Annotated in this window: 8 protein-coding genes; all 8 read left to right on the top strand. The window is 69.0% G+C overall.

The features are described from left to right. Positions 1-9: 9 nt before the first annotated feature. The 8 genes from gspK to AC5P8R_RS06760 all read left to right on the top strand — a co-directional run bounded on the left by gspK (position 10) and on the right by AC5P8R_RS06760 (position 21,672). Positions 10-915, top strand: a complete 906-nt coding sequence (gene gspK, locus AC5P8R_RS06795) for a type II secretion system minor pseudopilin GspK (protein WP_041863511.1) — start codon at positions 10-12, stop codon at positions 913-915. Beyond that, positions 912-2,075 (top strand): type II secretion system protein GspL, encoded by a 1,164-nt coding sequence (gene gspL / locus AC5P8R_RS06790; RefSeq protein WP_046430969.1) that lies wholly within the window; start codon positions 912-914, stop codon positions 2,073-2,075. Before gspK ends, gspL begins: the two co-directional genes overlap by 4 nt. Continuing rightward, entirely contained in the window at positions 2,072-2,599 is a 528-nt protein-coding gene (locus tag AC5P8R_RS06785; protein ID WP_046430968.1) for a type II secretion system protein M, read from the top strand. Before gspL ends, AC5P8R_RS06785 begins: the two co-directional genes overlap by 4 nt. After that, positions 2,596-4,977 carry a type II secretion system secretin GspD gene (gene gspD / locus AC5P8R_RS06780; protein ID WP_088375455.1) on the top strand — a complete coding sequence of 794 codons (2,382 nt, stop codon included), beginning with the start codon at positions 2,596-2,598 and terminating at the stop codon, positions 4,975-4,977. Before AC5P8R_RS06785 ends, gspD begins: the two co-directional genes overlap by 4 nt. Continuing rightward, a complete protein-coding gene (gene gspE, locus AC5P8R_RS06775) occupies positions 4,974-6,407 on the top strand; it encodes a type II secretion system ATPase GspE (protein ID WP_495223159.1) in 1,434 nt (477 codons plus the stop codon). The genes gspD and gspE overlap by 4 nt, the downstream gene beginning before the upstream one ends. Positions 6,408-6,414: 7 nt before the next feature. Next, positions 6,415-7,614: a type II secretion system inner membrane protein GspF gene (gene gspF, locus AC5P8R_RS06770; protein ID WP_046430964.1), complete on the top strand. Its 1,200-nt coding sequence runs from the start codon at positions 6,415-6,417 to the stop codon at positions 7,612-7,614. A 299-nt stretch (positions 7,615-7,913) separates the two neighbouring features. After that, the gene (locus tag AC5P8R_RS06765) at positions 7,914-9,089 is read left to right on the top strand and encodes a substrate-binding domain-containing protein (protein ID WP_495223157.1); all 1,176 of its coding nucleotides are present in this window, start codon (positions 7,914-7,916) and stop codon (positions 9,087-9,089) included. A gap of 199 nt (positions 9,090-9,288) precedes the next feature. Further along, positions 9,289-21,672: a putative filamentous hemagglutinin family protein gene (locus AC5P8R_RS06760; protein WP_495223156.1), complete on the top strand. Its 12,384-nt coding sequence runs from the start codon at positions 9,289-9,291 to the stop codon at positions 21,670-21,672. Positions 21,673-21,784: the final 112 nt, after the last annotated feature.

The following is a 21,784-nucleotide window of genomic DNA, read 5'->3' as shown; positions in this document are numbered from 1 at the left end:
GGCAGGCCGATGTCAGCCCGGATGCGGTCTGTTTCGAGTGTCCGTCAACGTGGCATGGCGGTGATCGTCGCCCTGCTGGTGGTGGCACTGGTGGCAGTGATTGCCACTGCACTGCTCACCCGGCAGTCGGCCCAGCTGCGCGGGCTGCGTGGTGACCAGCTGCGCGCACAGGTACGCATGGCCGTGGACGCAACGCTGGAACGTGCGGCGCAGCAGCTGCGTGAGGATGCAAAGGAACAGCTCACCACGGTGCGCAGCGGGCGCTGGGCGCGCCCATTGGAGCTGCAGGCGCCGTTGCCGGTGCAGCTGCAGCTGGTCGATGCGCAGTCGATGTTCAACCTGCGCAATCTGCTTGCGCATGGCAGGCCGGACCCCGAGGCGCGGCGCGCGTTCATCGCGTTGTGTGCCGGGCAGGGGCTGGGCCAGGGCGCCTGCGCATCCGCCGCGGACCACATCCAGGCGCGCATGCGCGATGGCGACATGCAGGCGCAGGCACCGCTGCCGCGCGAATCACTGATCGAACAGGCGCTGCCGGGCGCCGATCCGGTGGCATTGCAGGCGCTGGCGCGACGCACCGTGGTGTTGCCGGCACAGACCCTGGTCAACGCCAACACCAGCGACCTGCGCGTTCTGCAGGCGGTGACGCCTGCGGTCGAGCCGGCACGCCTGCAGGCGCTGCTCGGTGAGCGCGACGCTGGCCATTGGCTGCTCAATCGCGGCGACATCGCCAACCGACTCCAACTGAGCAACGAACAGATGGCGGTACTTCCCTTGGGTATCCATAGCGAGTGGTTCCTGGCTGTCGGCCGGGTGCAGGCTGACGGCAGCGCGGTTGATTTCCGCGCGCTGCTCTGGCGCGAGTACCGCGACGACGGCGTGCGTGTGCAACGCGTGTGGACGAGGATCGGCGCATGAACGCGCAGCTTCGGGTGCGCCTGCCGACGCTTGAGGGTCTGCACGCCGACAGCGCGGTGGACTGGGCGCAGCTGCACAAGGGCGAGGTGCTGGCCCACGGTTGCGCCACGCTGGCGGCGCTGGGTCTGCGGCATCCGCGGGCTGCGGTGCATGCCTGCCTCGATCCGAGCGACCTGATCCTGCTGGAACTGCAGCTGCCACCGTTGTCCGGGCGCCGCCTGCAGTTGGCGTTGCAGGGTGAGGTGGAGGCGATGTTGCTGGATGACCTGCAGGACGTCGCGCTGGCCCACGGTGCGCAGGCGGCTGACGGCACGGTTCCGGTGGCCTGGCTCGGCCAGCAGGCGGTCCTGCAGGCGCAGCAGTTGCTGGCTTCGTGCGGACTGCAGCTGCAGGCACTCCATCCGACGCCCCTGCTGCTGCCCTGGCAGGACGGACAGGCCACGCTGCAGGTCAGCGGCGAGCACCTGCTGGTGCGAAGCGGGCGCGATCGGGGGTTCGTCCAGTGGTATGGCGGACGTGATGCGTGTGCAGTCATGCAGGCGCTGGCCGTGCGCCTGCGACAGGCCGGCGTGCAGGCCGTGCAATGGATCGGCAGCGTACCGCCGGCGTGGCCGGACAGCCTGCCGGCCACCGCCGTCATGAAGGAACGGCAGGCATGTGGCCCTCTGCCGGGGTGGTCACTGCCGCTGCCCGGTGCGGGTCGGCAAGCGCCACGCCTGGCAATCGGCCTCGCGTTGGCGGCAGTGCTGCTGGCCGCGCTCGGCCTGCAGCTGCAGGTCTGGCGTTGGCGGATCGAGGGCGAGGCGCTGCAACAGGACATGGCGCGGCAGTTCAGCGCACGCTTCCCGGAGATCACCGATGTGGTGGATCCGGTGCTGCAGGCAAGGCGTGCTCTGGCGGTGCCGCCACCAGCGCCACCGTTGCCGCCGTTGCAACGGCAGGTAGCCAGCACGCTGCTGGCGGTTCCGGAACTGGCCGGGCAGGTGCGCAGCCTGCATTACCAGCCCGGCCAGCTCGACATGGAGCTGGATGCCGATGCCCAGGCATTGGCCGACGATCCGCAGCGGCTTGAGCACTGGCAGCAGGCGCTGCAGGTGCAGGGCCTGCTGCTGGCGCGCGACGCCGGTGGGCGCCTGCGGGTGAGCGGAGCGGGACAGTGACGGCCCGCACCCTGCGGCTGGGCGGGGGGCTGGCCGGCCTGCAGCAGCGCTGGCAACGCCTGCCACCGCGCGACCGGCGGATGCTGTGGGTGATGGTGGTGGCGCTGCTGGTGGCGGGCCTGTGGTCGTTGTGGCTGGAGCCACTGCTGAAGCAGCGCACGCACTGGCAGGCCGAGCTACCGCGGCGGCAGGCGCAGTCGCGCGCACTGGCACCGCTGCTGCGCGTCCGTGAGCGCCAGCAGCTGGCGCAGGGCCAGCATCCGACACTTCCTGGGCTGCGCGATGGAATCAAGACCGCCGGCCTTGCCGACGGCCTGCATATCGAAGCGCGTGACGGGCGCTGGCACCTGCAGGTGCAGGCGGTGCCCGCCGATGCGCTATGGAACTGGCTGCTGCCGCTGCTGGCCGACCCGGCCATCGAGCTGCAGCAGCTGCAACTGACACGCACAGGGGACGCGAACATGCCGGCGGCACGGATTTCCGGAAACATCGTGATGGTGGCCACTGCGGGTGCCCATCCATGAGGGCGATGCGCAGCCTTGCCTGCAGTACTGCATTGGCCCTGATCGTGGGCATGGCCCACGTGCCGGCGCCGGTGGCAGCGCAGGACACACGCGATGAGCCGGTGCAGCTGAACCTGGTGGATACCGATATCGGTGGCGTGCTGCGGATGGCGGCACGGTTCACCGGCCGCCAGTTCCTGGTCGACCCACGGGTGACCGGCAAGATGACGGTGGTCTCCGATGGCCCGGTCAGCCGTACCCAGGCCTATCAGCTGCTGCTGGGCGCGCTGCGCATGCGCGGCTTCGCCGTGGTCGAGAATGGCGGCGTCAGCCGGGTGGTGCCGCAGGCCGACGCCAAGCTGCTCGGTGGCCGGGTGGGCAGTGGCGGTGCAGGAGGCGAGGTCGCCACGCGCACCTTTCCGCTGCGCTACGAGAACGCCGCCGCGCTGGTGGCGGTGCTGCGGCCGATGATCAGCCCGGACAATCCGATCACGGCGAACCCGGGCAACAACACTCTGGTGATCACCGACTATGCCGACAACCTGGAGCGCATCGCGCGGGTGATCGCCAGCGTCGACACGCCGGCCGGCATGGACACCGATGTGGTGAAGCTGCAGCAGGGCATCGCCGTAGACGTCGCGGCGATGGTCGCGCCGCTGCTGGATGCGCAGGGCGCAGAGCCCAGCCAGAAGGTGGTGGTGATGGCCGACCCGCGCAGCAACAGCGTGCTGCTGCGTTCCAGCAGTCCCGGGCGCACCCGTCTGGCCCGGCAGCTGGTGGAGAAGCTGGACCGCGCGCAGGACGAGTCCGGCAACCTGCATGTGGTCTACCTGCGCAATGCCCAGGCCAATCAGCTCGCCGGCGTGCTGCGCGGCGTGGTTGCGGGGCAGAGCGATGCGCCGGCAGTGGGCAGCAATGAAGGCATCACGCCACTGCCTGGCGATGCAAGCCGTTCCGCACCGGCGCAGCCGTCGCAGCCACAACAGGCCAGGACCGGCAGCAATGCGCTGGAATCGCAGCGGCTGGATCCGAACCGCCGCGACCCGATCGACGCCGGGAGCACCGGCTTCAGCCAGAACGGCATTTCGGTGCAGGCGGACGTGGCCACCAACACGCTGTTGATCTCGGCGCCGGAACCGGTGTACCGCAACCTGCGCCGGGTGATCGACCAGCTTGACCAGCGCCGTGCACAGGTGCTGGTGGAAAGCCTGATCGTGGAGGTCAACCAGACCGACGCGGCCGAACTGGGCGTGCAGTGGATGCTGGGCAATGGCCGCACCTTCGGCGGCACCCACTTCGGCGGCACCAGCGGTGGCAGCGGGCTGAACACCACCGCGCGCACCACTCTGGACGTGCTGCCCAAGGATGGCCTGAAGATCGGGGTGATCGACGGCACGATCAACCTGCCCGGCGTCGGCCAGATCCTCAACATGAAGGTGCTGGCCAACGCGCTGCAGAGCAAGGGCGGTGCCAACATCCTGTCCACGCCGAACCTGATGACGCTGGACAACGAGGCGGCCAGCATCATGGTCGGGCAGACCGTGCCGTTTGTGAGCGGCCGCTACGTGACCGACGGTGGCGGCGGCAGCAACAATCCATTCCAGACCATCGTGCGCGAGGACGTGGGCCTGAAGCTGCGGGTACGCCCGCAGATTTCCGAGGGCGGCACGGTGAAGCTGGACATCTACCAGGAAGTCAGCAGCATCGATGCGCAGAGCGCGAACAGCACGGCCGGCATCATCACCAACAAGCGCGCACTGGATACCAGCGTACTGCTGGACGATGGCCAGATCATGGTGCTGGGTGGCCTGCTGGAAGACAGCGTCAGCCATGGCCGTGACGCGGTGCCGGGGCTGGGGAAGATTCCGGTGCTGGGTGCCTTGTTCCGCAGCGACACACGCAAGCGCGCCAAGACCAACCTGATGGTGTTCCTGCGTCCGCACGTGGTGCGTGACCCGGCCGCCGGCCAGCGCCTGACCCGCGACCGCTATGACTACATGCGCAACGCGCAGGCTGGCGCGCAACCGGTGCAGAGCTGGGCATTGCCGGCGCTGTCGGCACCGCAGCTGCCGCCGCAGGACCTTTCTGTACTCGGCCAGGGCAATGCGCGCGATGGCCAGGGCCAGCCGCTGCAGAACACCAGCCTGGCAGTGTTGTATCCGGCCGGTGACGGCGATGCGCAGCTGGTGCAGTTCGCACAGGGGCTGGACCCGACCCGTGCCCGCCAGGGCGTGGCGCAGGTGCGGGCGCTGGGCCTGCAGGCCTATGCCGAGGCGACGCCGGGCGAGAGTGGCCAGCGCCTGCGGGTGCGGCTGCCGCGCGACCCGGCGACGCTGGACCCGGCACTGCAGCAACTGCGCGGGCTGGGCTACACGCCGGAACTGGTGATCGGACCGTGAGCGCCGCCGCGCCACTGCCGTACGCCTGGGTGCGCAGCCATGGGGTGATGCTGTCCGAAGTTGGCGGTGAGCCTGTGCTGCTGGGTACCGTCGATACCGCAGCGTGGGCCGTGGCCGAACTGCGCCGCCGGCATGGACCGTTGCCCTTCCAGGCACTGGATGCCGCGATGTGGCAGCAGCGGTTGGCTGAGCAGTACCGTGACGGCGGCGACGCCGCTGCCGTGGTCGGTGCCGCCGAGAGCGAAGTCGATCTGGACCGGCTGATGCAGGACATGCCGGAAGTCACCGATCTGCTGGACGCGCAGGATGATGCGCCGGTGATCCGCATGATCAACGCGCTGCTGGCGCAGGCCGCACGCGATGGCGCCAGCGATCTGCACATCGAGCCGTTCGAGACCCATTCGGTGGTGCGCTACCGGGTGGACGGCACGCTGCGCGACATGGTGCAGCCACGGCGCGCACTGCACTCAGCGCTGGTATCGCGCATCAAGATCATGGCCCACCTGGACATCGCCGAGAAGCGCCTGCCGCAGGACGGGCGCATCGCGATCCGCGTGGGTGGGCGTCCGCTGGATATCCGAGTCTCCACGGTGCCGACCGGGCATGGCGAGCGCGCCGTGCTGCGACTGCTGGAGAAGGATGCCGGCCGTCTGCAGCTGCAGCGCCTTGGCATGGCCGATGACACCCTGGCCACGTTCACTGGATTGATCCGGCAGCCGCATGGCATCGTGCTGGTCACCGGCCCGACCGGTAGTGGCAAGACCACCTCGCTGTACGCCGCGTTGGGCCAGCTCGACAGCAGCACCAGCAACATCCTCACCGTGGAGGACCCGGTGGAGTACGACTTCGCCGGCATCGGCCAGATCCAGGTGAACGCGCGCATCGGCATGAGCTTCGGCACCGCGCTGCGCGCGATCCTGCGCCAGGACCCGGACACCATCATGATCGGCGAGATCCGCGACCTGGAGACCGCACAGATTGCGGTGCAGTCGTCGCTGACCGGCCATGGCGTGCTGGCGTCCCTGCATACCAACGACGCGATTTCGGCAGTGACGCGCCTGGCCGACATGGGGGTGGAACCGTTCCTGCTGGCCTCGTCGCTGCGCGGCGTGCTGGCGCAGCGGCTGGTGCGGCGGCTGTGCACCCAATGCCGGCGTGCCGAAGTGGATGGGGACGGCCGTACCGTATGGCGCGCGGTGGGTTGCGCGGCTTGTGCCAACAGCGGCTACCGGGGGCGTACCGGCATCCACGAGTTGTTCGTGGTGGACGATCGCGTGCGTACGCTGATCCATGAAGGGCAGGGTGAACCTGCACTGCGCGAGGCGGCGCGGCGTGCCGGCATGCGGACCTTGCGTCAGGACGGCCAGCGTTGGGTCGACAGCGGGGTGACCACGCTGGAAGAGATCCTGCGCGTCACCGGCGACGACTGAGGCTTGCATGGCGCTGTTCGACTACCAGGCCGCCAACGCGCAGGGCCGCATCGAGAAGGGCCAGCTGGACGCTGACAGCCCGCGCGGTGCGCGACAGGTGCTGCGCGGTCGTGGGCTGACACCCGTGCAGGTCAGCGTGGCGCGCAGTGCCGGCAGTGGCTGGGCTGCCCGGCGGCTGTCTGCCAGCGAGCTGGCCTGGGCCACGCGCCAGCTGGCCAGCCTGCTGGCCGCCAGCCTGCCGTTGGAAGGCGCCTTGAGTGCGGTGATCGAGCAGGCCGAACGCCCGCACGTGGCCCAGGCGCTCACCGCAGTACGTGCCGACGTGCGTGCCGGCCAGCGCCTGACCGTGGCCCTGGCCGCGCGGCCGCGCGATTTCCCGCCGATCTATCGGGCGCTGGTGGGTGCAGGTGAGGATTCCGGCGATCTGGCACGGGTGATGGAGCGCCTGGCCGACTACATCGAAGAACGCAATGCGCTGCAGGCCAAGGTACTGACCGCCTTCATCTACCCGGCGGCGATCAGCCTGGTGTCGGTGGCGATCGTGATCTTCCTGCTCAGCTACGTGGTGCCGCAGGTGGTGACCGCGTTCGTTCAGGCACGGCAGACGCTGCCGATGCTGACCCAGGTGATGCTGGCCGCCAGCGCGTTCGTACGCAGCTGGGGTGCGTGGGCAGGGCTGGGCATGGCTGCGCTGGTGGTGGCCTGGCGGCTGGCATTGCGGCGGCCGGAACTGCGCCTGCGCTGGGACGCGATGCTGCTGCGGGTGCCGATGGTCGGGCGCTTCGTGCTGGGTGTGAACAGTGCGCGCTTTGCCTCGACGCTGGCGATCCTGCTGGACGCCGGTGTCCCGCTGCTGCGTGCGCTTGAAGCGGCGCGGCAGACGCTTGGCAATGCGTTGCTGGCGCGCTGTGCCGATGATGTGGCTGCTCGCGTTCGCGAAGGTGCGGCACTGGGTGCTGCGTTGAAGGTACAGAAGGTCTATCCGCCGATCCTGGTGCATCTGGTGGCCAGCGGCGAGAAGACCGGTTCGCTGGCGCCACTGCTCGAACGCGCCGCGCAGACGATCTCGCGCGAGATCGAGCGTCGCGCGATGGCGCTGACCGCACTGCTGGAACCGACCATGATCCTGGTGATGGGCGGCGTGGTGTTGACGATCGTGCTGGCGGTGCTGATGCCGATCATGGAAATGAACCAGCTGGTGCAGTGATGCGCAACGCGCATCACGGGTGGAGTCGACTGCTTCCAAGCACACTTCGACAGGACCAGCGCTCCGTGCACCAGTCGACGCACAGTCGACTCTACCCGGTCGCCGTCTTCGATTCTCCACACAATCCTCCACACCTTTTTCCGATCTTCCACAGGTTTCTTAAGCGGCCTGTCATCGGCGCGGACCAGCATGGACACGTCGCCGCAGAGTGGGCTGGGAGGCCCTCGGCGGCAGCAGGCGTGTAGTGACCGTTCCTCCCTTGGTGTTTCCCTTCGCAGTAAACCCTTCAGGAGAAGATCATGAACAAGTGCAAGACCCTGGCCGCGCTGGTTGCCACCGTGCTGCTCGCTACCGTGGGCGCCGCCTCGGCGCAGACCGTGACCGGCGGCGGTGCCTCGTTGCCGGCCGACCTCTACAAGGGTTCGTCCGACAGCATCCTGCCGGCGAACTTCAGCTACGCCGTGACCGGTTCGGGCACCGGCAAGAAGGCCTTCCTGGAAAACAACTCGCTGCTGTTCTCGACCACCGGCACCGTGCACTTCGCCGGCAGCGATTCGGTACTGAGCGGCACCGAGCTGAACACCTACACCACCAACTTCAACCAGCCGACCAATGCCAACCGCTACGGCGCGCTGATCCAAGTGCCGTCGGTGGCCACCTCGGTCACCATCCCGTTCAACAAGGCCGGTTCGGCGGTGAACCTGAGCGTGGCGCAGATCTGCGGCGTGTTCTCGGGCGCGATCAGCGACTGGTCGACCATCGATGCCAACCGCAGCGGCCCGATCCAGGTGGTGTACCGCGCGGAAAGCAGCGGCACCAGCGAAATGTTCAGCCGCTTCCTGACCGCGGCCTGTGCCGCTGAGAATGCTGACACCTCGAAGCTGGTGGGCGGCAAGTTCGCCATCAAGTCGACCTTCGCCGACCTGTACAAGCGCGATGCCAACGGCAACCTGCCGGCGTTCCTGGTGGCCGCCCCGGCCACCGGCGGCACCTCGCTGTACAACACTGTCTACGCGGCTGAAGGCCGCATCGGCTACGTTGGCCCGGACGTGATCCCGAACCTGACCGATGCGACCAAGGTCGCCAAGGTCAAGGGCTTCTCGCCGGACCAGGTGAGCGTGCAGGCCACCCTGGACACCGTCGCTCCGCCGACCGGCACCGATGCAGAGAACCCCGCCAACTGGGTGCCGGTGTTCGGCAACCCGTCGGCCGGCTATCCGATCGCCGGCTACACCAACCTGGTGATCGGCCAGTGCTACAAGGATTCGAGCGTCGCCACCAGCCTGCGCGGCTTCCTGGCGCGCCACTATCCGGCGACCTACACCGTCGCGTATGAGAAGTCGATCACCGACCACGGCTTCATCCCGCTGACCAAGGCCTGGCGCGATGCGATCCGCAACCGTTTCGTGCTGGCCAGCAGCACTGCTGGCCTGAACAACCCCAGCACCTGCGCCGGCATCGGCCGTCCGCTGTAATCCGCAGCACGGGTTGAATCCTGCTTGACCCGACGCCGGCCTCTGGGCCGGCGTCGCCATTTCCACGACGGTGCCGCCGTTGCAGCGTTCGGCTGTCGGCTTCGTCTCGCGTGAACCGTCTATCAGTGGCAGGGCATGCGTTGCGTGTGCCTCCCCGATCGTCGCCGCAGCTGCGGCCCACCAGGCTGATGAGGTTCCGATGTCGCACCCGCTCCCGTCCGCTGTTCATCCGGCCGCGTCGATGCGCCGCAATCATCCGATGGCGTGGGCCATCGCGGTCGCACTGGGGAGCATGGTAGCCCCGGCCAGCCAGGCGCAGCAGGCGTTCACTCCGGGCTGGTTCGCCGATCGGGGCGCGGCCCAGGGCAGCGCGGCACAGAGTGGCCGGATGCCCAACGGCGTGCCGATCCAGTTCCAGTTGCCGGCCCAGCAGCAGGATGCGGCACGGCAGAAGCTGCAGCAGTCGATCGACAATCTTGGCACTGCGGCGCAGGCGATTGCCCTGCAGCAGCGCCTGCAGGAACAGGCCCGGCAGGCGCACCGCGAGGCTGGCTTCATCGTTGCCGATGGCCTCGGCAAGGACGGCCTGAGCGTCGACCAGAACCCGCTGACCCGTGGCTGGCTCAATGCGCGCGACGCGATCCAGTCGCAGGGCAGCGACGGGAGGGTGCAGGTCACGGTCGAGCAGACCGCGGACAAGGCGATCCTGAACTGGGAGACCTTCAACATCGGCGGCAACACCACGCTGAATTTCCTGCAGAACCCTGACTGGGCGGTACTGAACCGCGTCAACGATCCGCAGGCGCGGCCCAGCCAGATCCTGGGCCAGCTGAAGGCCAGTGGCACGGTGTTCGTGGCCAACCGCAACGGCGTGGTGTTCGGCAACAACAGCCAGGTCAATGTACGCAATCTGCTGGCGGCTGCAGCACGGATCAGCGATGCGCAGTTCCGCGACAACGGCCTGTACAGCCCCGACGCCAGCAGCAGCGCGCTCAGCGATGCATTCGGCAAGGTGATGGTGGAGCGGGGCGCGCGCATCGCGACCCATGAGCCGACCAGTGCGACGCGCGGCGGTGGCTACGTGCTGCTGGCCGGGCACAGCGTGGACAATGCTGGCCAGATCGAAGCGCGCAAGGGCCAGGTGCAGCTCGCGGCAGGTGACAGTTTCGTGATCCGGCGCGGCGTGGGTACGGCCGCCAACACCAGTTCCACCACCCGCGGCAATGAAATCGCGCCGCGCTTCATCGCTGGCAGCACGGCTGGCAGCGTGCGCAATACCGGTCTGCTGCGCGCACTCGAGGGTGACGTGACCCTGGCCGGGCGCAGCGTCGAGCAGGCCGGTGTGGCCGTGGCCAGCACCACGCTTGCACAGCGCGGCACCGTGCATCTTCTGGCCTCGGCCAGTGATGCAGGCAGCAGCGTCACGCTTGCTGACGGAGCCACCACGGCGGTGCTGATCGAGGACGATGGCAAGACCACGGTGCTGGATACGCAGCGCGACGCCCTAATCAAGGAATCGGCCGAGCAGGACGCGATCCGCGCTGGCGCGCGTTCGGCAACCTTCGATAATCTGTCCCAGCACAATGATCGCCGGGACCAGTCGCGGGTGGAGATCGTCTCGGGTGGCAACATCCATTTCAGCGCGGATTCGCTGACGGTTGCCACGGGCGGCCAGATCATCGCCGATGCGGCGGCCCGTAGCTACGTGGACGATGCCGCGCGCGTGGACGTGTCCGGCGCAGTGGGCGTGCAGGTGTCGATGGAGAGCAACAATGTCCAGGTCAAGGTGCAGGGCAACGAACTGCGCGATGCCCTGGACAACCGCGACAGCGGCAAGCTGACCAGCAGCGAAGTCTGGGTCGACCGCCGCAGGCTGGTCCACGTTCCGGCCGGTACCGGGGGCTATGAGGGTGAGCGCTGGTACGCCGCAGGCGGCCTGCTGGAAGTGGGGGGCTACCTCGACAACCAGGGGCACTCGATCGGCGAATGGGCTGCGCAGGGAGGCACCGTCCTGCTGGGCGGCAGGGAAGTGATCACGCAGGGTGGCTCACGCATCAACCTTGCCGGCGGCAGCCTGGATGTGCAGAGCGGCGTGGTCCGGCAGAGCTGGGTGCGCGGCGTTGATGGCCAGGTCTACCGTCTTGATGAGGCGCCAGCGGAGATGCTGTTCGATGGCCTGTACAGCGGCCATGAAGTGAAGCAGGAACGCTGGGGCATCACCGAGACCTTCCGTGATCCGATCGTATTCGCGGCGCAGCGGGTCGATAACGGGTACACGGTCGGCCGCGATGCAGGACGGCTGATCGTCTCCGCACCGACCGCGGTGCTGGATGGAAAGGTTGAGACTGCAACCTTCCAGGGCGCGCAGCAGAACCGCAGGCCGGATGCCGCGCTGGATGGCTATGCACAGGCGCAGACGGCGGTCGCGCGCAATGCGCAGTTGTACCTGGGGCGCTACGACGGCCAGGGCCGCAGTGGTGTGTTCGGCTCGGATGTGCGCCTGGGTGACAAGGCTCCGACGAAGACGGCGTGGTCGCTGGCGGCTCCGGTCAACGAGGAGCGGCGTGACACGGTGTGGCTGGATATCGCAGAGCTGAGTGCCCAGCAGTGGGGGCGGATCGACCTGGCGACCGCCGATCGCATCCGCATCGACCGCAGCCTTCGGCTTCAGGCCGGCGGGCAGCTCAACCTGACCGGCAGCGAGGTGGAGCTGGCAGGCGACATCGGCATTGCCGGCGGCCAGTTGTCGGCGGGCAACCTGCTGGATGTCCAGGGCCGGCCGACGGCGCTGCTGCACGATGGCCGCGCCCGCACCGTCATTGCCGACGGCACGCGGATCGACCTCTCCGGCGAATGGAGCAACGCCTCACTGGCGATGCCGCGCGACGCGAGCGGTGCCTGGACGGATGGCGGCCGCCTGAGCCTGGGCAACAGTCATGACGTGGCCGTGGGCGCCAAGGCAACGGTTGACGTCGAGGCCGGTGCTGCGCTGGACCTGCGCGGCAAGGCCCATATCGGTAAAGGCGGCAGCGTCAGCCTGCAGGCGAACAGCAGTACGGTTACGACCGATGGCAGTGGCCGGGTGCAACTGGGTGAGGGAAGCCGGTTCAGTGGTCGAGGACAGGGCGGTGGTTCTTTCTCGCTGGGGACCGGTGGCCAGGTGCGGGTGGGCGATGCGGACCTGGCGGGCGCGTCGCTGCGACTGGACCCCGGCCTGTTCGGCAGTGGCTTCGCGCAGTACGACATCAATGGCCACCACGGCGTGGAGGTGGCCGATGGCGCGCGGCTGGTCGCTGCCCTGCCAGGCCTGCGCCTGACCCAGGACGCGCCGATGGCGACCGACCGGGCGTCCGCACTGGCGGCGTGGGACGAACCGCTGTACAGCGCCGATCCGTCGAGCGGGCGCGTCAGCCAGCGCGCGGGTGCGAGCATCAGCCTGCGTTCGGAGCGCAACAGCGTGGGCGGTGACCTGCGGGTCGGCAAGGATGCACTGGTGGCGGTCGATCCAGGCCAGACGATCTCGCTGCTTGGTGCGGGCAACATCGATGTTGAAGGCACGCTGCGCGCGAAGGGCGGACGCATCCTGATCGACGATGTGCGCCCGGAGAACGCGCTGTACGCCGGGCAGCGCACCGAACGCACCTGGCGTTTCGCCGAAGGCGCGCTGCTGGATGCCGATGCAGACGCGATTTCGCTGCCCGATTCCAGCGGCCGTCTGCGCGGGCAGGTGCGCGCGGGTGGACGCATCGAGATTGGCGGGGCGCTGGACTGGGAGACCACAGCGTTCGTCGACAACCGACCACCGGAAGCCTTCGTGGTGGTCGAACGCGGTGCGCGCCTGCAGGCGCGGGGTGCGTCGGCCGAGCTGGACGTCGATGGCCAGGGCCGCGTGCGCGTGGACAGCGATGGCGGGCAGATCGTGCTGCGCTCGGCCAATGCGCTGTACCTGGACGGCGGGATGGACGCGGCCGCCAGTGGTGCCGGCGCACGCGGCGGCACCCTGGGGCTGGCCTTTGGCGGCAGCATCCATGCACGTGGCGCCAGCGAGGAGGTACTGCGGTCACGTGCGATCACCCTCAGCCAGCACAGCGCACCGGGGCAGCCACTGCCGGCCACATTGGAGTATGGCCACGCCGCGTTGTCGGTCGAGCAGCTGCAGGCTGGCGGTTTCGACAATCTGTCCGTGTTCGGTGACATCCGCGCGGTCGGCGACGTCGACCTGCGCCTGGCCCAGAGCCTGCGCATCCACGGCCAGGGTACTTCGAGCCTGGGCATGGCCGTGGATGCCGGGCCATCGTCGGGGCTGCGACTGAGTGCGCCCTACGTTCGCCTGGCGCAGGCACGCTGGCGCCAGATGCCGGGCGAGAACCTGCAGGGCACCGCCGCGGTCGCTTCGTCCGGGCCGGAAGATCACGCGCTGGCGGTGCAGGCCGGGCTGATCGACATCCGCGACGTCACCTGGCTGCCGGGTTTCAAGCATGTGGCGCTGGAAAGCCGCAGTGACGTGCGCCTGACCAACGGCATTGCCAGCAGTGGCAACACCAGCGCGTTGATGACGGCTGGTTCGATGGACGTGACCGCTGCGCGCCTGTATCCCACCACAGGCGCGGTCGGCACGCTGGTGGCCGGCGCGTCGGCGCAGACCGTGCAGACCGCTGATTACTGGTCCGATCCGGATGCCGTGCTGCGCATCCACGGCACCGGTGCGGCCACGAAGCCGGCGCCGGAATCGGCGCTGGGTACGCTTCGCCTGGTGGCCGCCACGGTGCAGCAGGGCGGCAACGTACAGGCGCCGATGGGCACGCTGCAGCTGGGTGGCCTGATCCAGAACGGAACCGTCGGCAGCCGGGTGGAACTGCTGCCAGGCAGCGTAACCTCGACCAGTGGCGCCGGCTTGTCGCTGCCCTATGGTGGCACCGTCGATGGTGTTGACTGGCGGGTCGGTACGCGCAGCCTGGGTTCGCTGACGCCGGCCGGCATCTCCTCGATGGGGGTGACACTGAAGGCCAACGAGATCGAGGTGGCGCCGGGGGCCCTGCTGGACATGTCCGGCGGTGGTGAGTTGACCGGCGCCGCCTTCGTGTCAGGACGCGGTGGCTCTGTCGACGTCCTGCGTACGGCGTTGGCCGACGCCAACCCGCGCTACGGGTTCAGTGCGTCGGGCAACCCGGTGTACGCGATCGTACCGGGACGCGCCCGGGCGTTCGCCCCCAGTGGCGAAGAAGGGTTCGCAGCTCCGGCGGTGGGCCAGCAGATCACCGTGCCGGCTGGCGTGCCCGGCCTGGCGGCCGGCACCTACACGCTGATGCCGGCAAGCTATGCGCTGCAGCCCGGCGCATTCCGGGTGGAGCTGGGCGCCACCGGCACCTCCGGCATCGTGCAACCGATTGCGACCGGCACCGGCACCTGGCGTGTGTCCGGGCAGCAGCGCACGGCGCTGGGCGCGGCAATCTCGCCGTTGCTCACCGACATCCTGCTGACTCCCGCGGCCGTGGTACGCCGGCACTCGGGCTACAACGAAACCTCCTACAACAGCTTCGCGCAATCGGTAGCTGACCGCCGCGGCGAGTCGCGTGGCTGGCAGACCATCGATGCGCTCGGGTTGACCCTTGCGCTGGGCGAAGGTGCAGGTCGTGCAGACACGCCTGCCATCCACTTCGCCGGCACCGCGCGGTTCGCGGCTGCCACCGACAAGGGGCGTGGTGGCACGCTGGCAGCCACGTTGGCGAGCCCGGCGGTCGGTTCGCTGGAGATCGTCGATGGCACCACGCAATCGCAGGCGCGTGATCGCGGCGCCACCTTCAGCGACGACGCGCTCAATGCCTTCCTGCCGGCGCGGATGATGATCGGCGGGCAGTTCAACCAGGAGGCCTCGCAGGTGGCGGTGACCGGCCAGGCGCGCAGCGTGGCGATCCGTTCCGGCGTCACCTTGAACGCACCGGAAGTGCTGGTGGCAGCGGCCTCCGGTGGCAGCGGCGTGCTGGTCGAGGCCGGTGCGACCCTCGATACACTGCCGTTCGCATCCGCCAACGCGAATGCCAGCGCGACCCTGCCTTACCAGGTCTCCGGCGGCCTGCTGGCGGTGTCCAACCAGCGCCTGAACCTGATCACCGGCACCACCGGGGTGGAGGCCGGTCCGGTGGCGATCGACATCGGCGGATGCCAGGCGGCGTGCGACGGCCAGACGCGGCTGGTTTCCGATGGCAGCATCGCGGTAGCGACCGATGGCGCGCTGCAGATGCGCGACTCGGCCAGCTATGGCACCCGCCAGCTCGGCCTGAGCATGGCGGCGCTGAACCTCGGCAGTGCCGAAGCGATCGCCCAGGCCGCTGCGGCCGGGGCGCTGCCCAGTGGCATGACCATGAACCAGTCCGTGCTGCAACAACTGCTGCGCGGCAATGATGCGACCGGCGCGCCGGCGCTGGACACGTTGAGCCTGGTCGCGCGGGAGTCTGTCAACGTGTTCGGCAGCGTCGACCTGGATGCGCGCGACAGTGCCACCGGCCGCAGTGGCCTGCAGACGCTTGTGCTCGGTGCGCAGGCCATCCGCGGCTACGGTGCGGCGACCGACCGCGCGCGCATCCTGGTGGAGACGCTGGTCTGGGACGGCTCATTGGCGGCGGGCCAGGCGCCGGGCAGCGACGCGACGGTGCCGCCGGCCGAGCCGATGGTGGACCGGCTCGGGGCCGGGCAGCTGGACATCGTCACCCGCCAGCTGCAGCTGGGGCGGGCGCCATTCAGCCGTCCCAGCTCTGAAGTACCTGCGAACCGGCAGGTGCTCGGCTTCAGTGCGCTGAACCTGAGTGCCTCGGAGCAGCTGTCGTTCTCCGCGCAGGGCACGCTGGACGTGTTCCAGCAGCGCGGCGACTATCTGGCCGACAAGGGCTGGCAGTACAGCGGAGGCAGCCTGGGTATCGATACACCGCTGTTGACGGCCGATCCCGCCGCGCAGCTGCGCGTGCGCACCGGCGGCGACTTCCGCCTGCAGGGGGGCACCGGCAGGGCGGGTGGCGATGCACTGGGCAGTGAGCTGAGCATCGACGCCAACCGGATCACGCTGGACAGCACGGTCGCGCTGGCGTCCGGACGGCTGTCGGCGAACGCGCGCCAGGGCATCACGCTTGGCAGCCGGGCCGCGCTGGACCTGGCCGGGCGCAAGGTCTCGCTGTACGACGTGGACAAGTTCAGCTGGGGCGGCGATGTCCTGCTGTCCAGCGACACGGGTGACATCCGCTCCGATGCTGCCTCCCGCATCGATGTTTCCGCACGCAACAACCGCGGCGGGCGCCTGACGGTCACCGCAATGGCCGGCCGAGCCGATCTGGCCGGTGTTCTGCAGGCTGCCGCCACTGGTCGTTACGATGCCGGTGGCACGCTGGTGCCCTATGACGGTGGCGAACTGGTGGTGCGGGCACGCCAGCTGCAGGACTTCGGCGGCCTCAACCAGCGATTGACTGCCGGCGGCGTCGTCGGCGGTCGCAGCTTCCAGATCGGTGAGGGCGATCTGCGGATCGGCGACGAAGTGAAGGCGCGCCGGGTCGACATCAGCGTCGATGCGGGCAGCCTGACCGTGGCCGGCCGCATCGATGCCAGCGGCGAGCAGGTCGGCAGCATCCGCCTGTACTCCCGCGATCAGTTGCAGGTGGACGGCACGCTGGACGCGCACGGTACCGGCCTGCGCGTGGACAGCCATGGCAAGATCATCGACAGTCCCAACCGGGCCATCATCACGCTGGGCAGCGCCGAAGGTGCCGTCGGCCTGGGCAGCGCGGCGCAGCTGGACCTGCGTGCGGGCAGCGACGTTGCCGTTGGTGGACGTCCTGGCCAGAACGATGGCACCCCGCGCGGCACGCTGAAGATCGATGTGCCGCGGCTGGGCAGCAACGACGCGGCGATTGCCGCGGCCACCGGCCTGCGCATCGATGGCGCGGCCGACATCCAGCTCAATGGTGTTCGCCGCTACGACGATGCGCCCCTGGCAACCACCGCTGACGTGCGCGGCAACCGCGCGCAGCTGGTCACCCAGCAGTGGCTGGACCAGGTGGTCGATCCGCACAGTGTGGCCTGGATCGATGGTGCGCTGGGCAACGCGGATCTGCAGCAGCGCACGCGGGCGCTGGGCGATGTCCGCCTTCGTCCCGGCGTGCAGGTGCTGGCGCGGCGCAGCGACGCCAACCCGGACGGCGACCTGACCATCGCCGGCGACATCGATCTGTCCGGCTACCGTTACGGCCCCGATGCCAACCGCGCCGATCCATCGCGGCGTGGCTTCGGCGAATCGGCCTCGCTGGTGCTGCGCGCCGAAGGCAACATCAACGTCTACGGCAGCATCAACGATGGATTCGCACCGCCGCCGTCCACGCCGGATGAGGGCGGCTGGCAGCTGTACGAGGGCCGCAATGGCAGCGCGGGGCACACCCCCTTTGGCGGTGGGCTGGTGGTGCCGGTGGACGGAGTGAAGCTGCAGCCCGGCACCGAGTTCCAGGCCGGCACCCGCCTGAACTATGACGTGCCGGTCGAATCGGTAACGCTTCCGGTCGGTACCGTGCTGCCCGCGCCGATGGTGATCTCGCAGAACCTGCGGCTGCCTGCAGGCACGGTGCTGGGTGCGGCGGTGACCACCGACTCCGGGCAGACGCTGGCCGCGGGCACCGTGCTGCAGGAGCCGCTGATGCTGGCGGCCGGTGCGCGGCTGGGAGCCGGCTTCCGCCTGCGCAGTGCGGTACAGATGGCGGCACAGGAGTGGCCCGCCGGCGCGGTGCTGCCGGTTGCGCTGCGCCTGGCACGCGAAGTCGCGCTCAAGGTGGGCGCGTACATCCCGTCGTTGACCAAGGTGGAGCTGCCCGGCGACGCGTCGGTGAATCTGAGGCCGGCCGATGCCGGCGGCAACCAGGGGCGCAACTGGGCGCTGGCGCCGATGCTGGCCGAGGGCACCACCTCCTGGGACCTGACCGTTGTTGCCGGCGCCGATGCCGGGGCAGCCGACCCACGCAGCCGGCGCTGGGGCAGCGATGGCAGCGTGGTGCTGGCCGATACCCACCAGGGCTCGATCGGCACGGTCAAGACGGAAATCATCTGGGTGGGGGATCGCGCGTTGACCGAGCAGGCATCGTTGGACTGGATCGGCGACACCTCCTATGCAGGCCGTCCGATCGCGGAGCTGGCCGACATGTTCGGCTTCACCGAAGACGAGTTCTGCGCGATGTCGGCCGACTACTGCGGCCCGGCACCCCGCCAGGTGGCCGCGCAGGGCTCGCTGGATTACTGGGGCGACGAGTCCTACGCAGGCACTCCTGCGAAGGACTTCGCCGCGATGTTTGGCATGACCGAAGACGAGTTCTGCAGCACCGCGCCCACCTACTGCGCCGGCGGCGGCACGCAGACCGAAGTGACCACTTACGGCAAGCGCGCAGGCACGCCGGCGTGGAGCGTACTGCGCACCGGCAGGGGCGACATGGAACTGCTCGCGGCCGGTGACGTCGTGATGAAGTCAGGCTTTGGCGTCTACACCGCCGGCACTCCCGCCGCGCTGGGTGGGGGCCGCGACGCTGCCTTCAATTCGCCCCGTGCAGCGGCCCCTTGGAACACCGCAGTGCTGGGACCGAACCTGGTGCCGGGCAGCTATGACGCCGCGATGGCAAGCTACCAGGCCTGGTATCCGGATCATGGTGGCAACCTGCGCGTCGAAGCCGGGCGCGATATCGTCGGCGACGCCTGGACCGCGCGCGCAGAGTCGGGCAGCAGCGATCGCGACTGGGCGCTGTACTCCAGTGCCGCGGTCGGCAACTGGCTGTGGCGGCAGGGTACCGGCGGCACCACTGGGGTGGAGCCGGTGCCGACCAGCTGGTGGGTGAACTTTGGCGCCTACACCAACGTGTCCGCTGCCGCTGGCGCCTCTCCACGGATGGTTGGTTTCACCGGCTTCGGCACATTGGGCGGGGGCAACCTGACGCTGGAGGCCGGGCGTGACGCCGGCGTGCGCGATGCGATAGGTGACGCGTTGGTCTCGACGATCGCACCGCGCTCGGGTGCGATCATTGCTGCGGTGGGATCGACCGGCCGGGTCAGCGATGGCCAGCTGCACCTGACCGGCGGCGGCGACCTGCAGCTGCGTATCGGTGGCGCGCTGAATCCGAACCTGCAGGCGACGATCTCCAGCCTCAACCCCTCCAGGGCGGGACAGAATCTCGACCTCAACGGTACCTTCAGCAACCTGCGTGGGAGCCTGCAGCTCGATGCGGGGCGCATCGGTGCAATGGGCGTCACCCTGGAAAGCTACGCGACGCTGGGTAAGCAGCGGGCGGCAGACCTGTTTGCGCCTGACGCCGCCCGCGCGATGGGCGGGCCGGTGCTGGTGCTGGGCGACGCCGCCGCGCAGCTGCAGGCGCGGGGCGATGTGGTGCTCGGCGGCGTCGCCGATGCCGGCCGGGTTCCGCTGGCCAACTACAGCGCGGTGCTGCAGAATGACGGCGCGCGCGCTGCAGGCAGTACGTGGTTCTCCCTGTGGACCGCCAACACGGCCGTGGATCTGTTCAGTGCCGGTGGTGACCTCGCGCCAGGCCTCGCCGGGCCGGAAAACGTGACGGGCAGCAATCTGTGGCGGGAGCAGGTCCAGCTTGTTGTGCGTGGCGGCGATGATCTGCTGAATTACTGGCTCTATCCTTCGCGCTTCAGCGCCATTGCTGCGCAGGGTGACATCAAGCTGGACCGGATCAGCACCACGCCGGGGACGCAGGATGTGATTCTGCTGGCACCCTCGGCGACAGGACGGCTGGACGTCCTGGCCGGCGGAGGCATCTTCGCCCAGCCTGGCGCGACCCAGATCGCGCGCTCGGCCAGTGACGCGCGCCTGCCGGGACCCTTCGACCCGGCATTCATGGCCGAGCAGGGGGATTCCGCAGGCAATGTGACCCGCTCGCGGCACAACCTGTCCGTCGACGGCAACACGGCATCGCCGGCGGGGTCGCTTCCACTGTTCGCATTCGGTCCGAATACGCCGCTGTCCACTGTGTCTGCGGCACTGGCGCCGAGCCGTTACTACGCGGTGCAGGGCGACATTATCGGTCTGGCCACCGGCGCCCGGCGCACGCTGAATCCCAACGCGGGGCAGCGCACGCAGTTGAACTGGTTCGAGGCCGCCGGCGCCGTGCAACTGCGGGCAGGCCGGGACATCCTCGGGGTGTCGATGACCGCGTTGAACACCGCGCCCACCGACATCACGGTGGCGGCGGCGGGCCGCGACATCGTGCATCTGAACGCGACCATCGCTGGCCCCGGCAACACCGAGATCAGTGCCGGCCGCCAGCTGCGCCAGGAGGATGCGGGCAGCATCGTCAGCCTCGGTGGCATCGTGCAGGGCGACACCCGTCCCGGCGCCAGCATCGCGCTGACGGCCGGCAACCAGCAGATCGATTTCGCGGCCCTGCGTGCCCGTTATCTGCACCCTGCCAACCTTGCCGATCCCGCGCAATCGCTTGCATCGCAGCCGGGCAAGGCAGTCAAGGTCTACAACCAGGAGTTGAAGCAGTGGCTGCAGCAGCGCTTCGGCGTGGCGGCCGACGGCGACGGGGCGCTGGCGGCGTTCGATGCGCTGCCGCAGGAACAGCAGCGCATCTTCCTGCGCCAGGTCTATTACGCCGAGCTGCGCGAAGGTGGACGGGAATATACCGATGCAGAAGGGCCCCGTTTCGGCTCCTACCTGCGTGGGCGCGAAGCCATCGCCACGCTGATGCCGGACAGGAATGCGGCCGGTGCGACGATCGACCGTACCGGCGATATCGTGATGTACGGTGGTTCCGGCGTGCGTACCGAGGCGGGCGGCAACATCGAGCTGATGGCACCGGGTGGGCAGATCGTGATCGGAGTGCAGGGCGTGGTGCCACCCGCCAGCGCCGGCCTTGTCACCCAGGGGCAAGGTGATATCCGGCTGTTCAGCCAGGACAGCGTGCTGCTCGGCCTGTCGCGGGTGATGACCACCTTCGGTGGCGACATCCTGGCCTGGTCGGAGCAGGGTGACATCAATGCCGGTCGTGGTTCGCAGACGACGCTGCTGTACACGCCACCGCGTCGCGTCTATGACGGCTGGGGCAATGTGATCCTGTCGCCGCAGGCCCCGGCCAGCGGTGCCGGCATCGCGACGTTGAACCCCATTGCCGAAGTACCGCCGGGCGACGTCGACCTGATCGCACCGCTTGGCACCATCGATGCGGGCGAGGCCGGTATCCGCGTCTCGGGCAACATCAACCTGGCCGCACTGCAGGTGCTCAACGCGGCCAACATCCAGGTGCAGGGCGAGAGCAAGGGCCTGCCGGTGCTGGCATCGGTCAATGTCAATGCGCTGGCCTCGGCCAGTGCGGCAGCGAACAGCGCCAGCCAGGCGGCACAGGATGTGATGCGCAAGAGCCAGGACGAGGCACGGCGCAACCAGCCGTCGGTGATCAGCGTGCAGATTCTGGGCTTCGGCAGTGGTACCAGCAGCATCGACCCGCCGGCGCGTGGCAACACTGCCAACAGCGGTTATGACGCCAACAGTGCCTTCCAGTTCCCGCAGGCAAGTCGCGACGAGGGCACGCAGCGCCGATAGGTGCCGTCCTTGGTCGGCACACGTTGCTGCCCACCAAGCTCGGCAGTAGATCCACGCCATGCGTGGATGCGACCGGGCCGAAAGAACGAACAGCATCGGGCCAGCCGCCACG

This window comes from Stenotrophomonas sp. YJH_SMC_73, assembly GCF_059370155.1.
Note: the sequence above shows the minus strand (reverse complement) of the source record. Positions and strands in the feature narration are given on the sequence as shown.

Excerpts from the sequence above, each read along its gene's own strand:
- gspK (WP_041863511.1), top strand. The coding sequence starts at position 10 with ATGTCAGCCCGGATGCGGTCTGTTTCGAGTGTCCGTCAACGTGGCATG.
- gspL (WP_046430969.1), top strand. The coding sequence starts at position 912 with ATGAACGCGCAGCTTCGGGTGCGCCTGCCGACGCTTGAGGGTCTGCAC.
- gspD (WP_088375455.1), top strand. The coding sequence starts at position 2,596 with ATGAGGGCGATGCGCAGCCTTGCCTGCAGTACTGCATTGGCCCTGATC.
- gspF (WP_046430964.1), top strand. The coding sequence starts at position 6,415 with ATGGCGCTGTTCGACTACCAGGCCGCCAACGCGCAGGGCCGCATCGAG.
- AC5P8R_RS06765 (WP_495223157.1), top strand. The coding sequence starts at position 7,914 with ATGAACAAGTGCAAGACCCTGGCCGCGCTGGTTGCCACCGTGCTGCTC.
- AC5P8R_RS06760 (WP_495223156.1), top strand. The coding sequence starts at position 9,289 with ATGTCGCACCCGCTCCCGTCCGCTGTTCATCCGGCCGCGTCGATGCGC.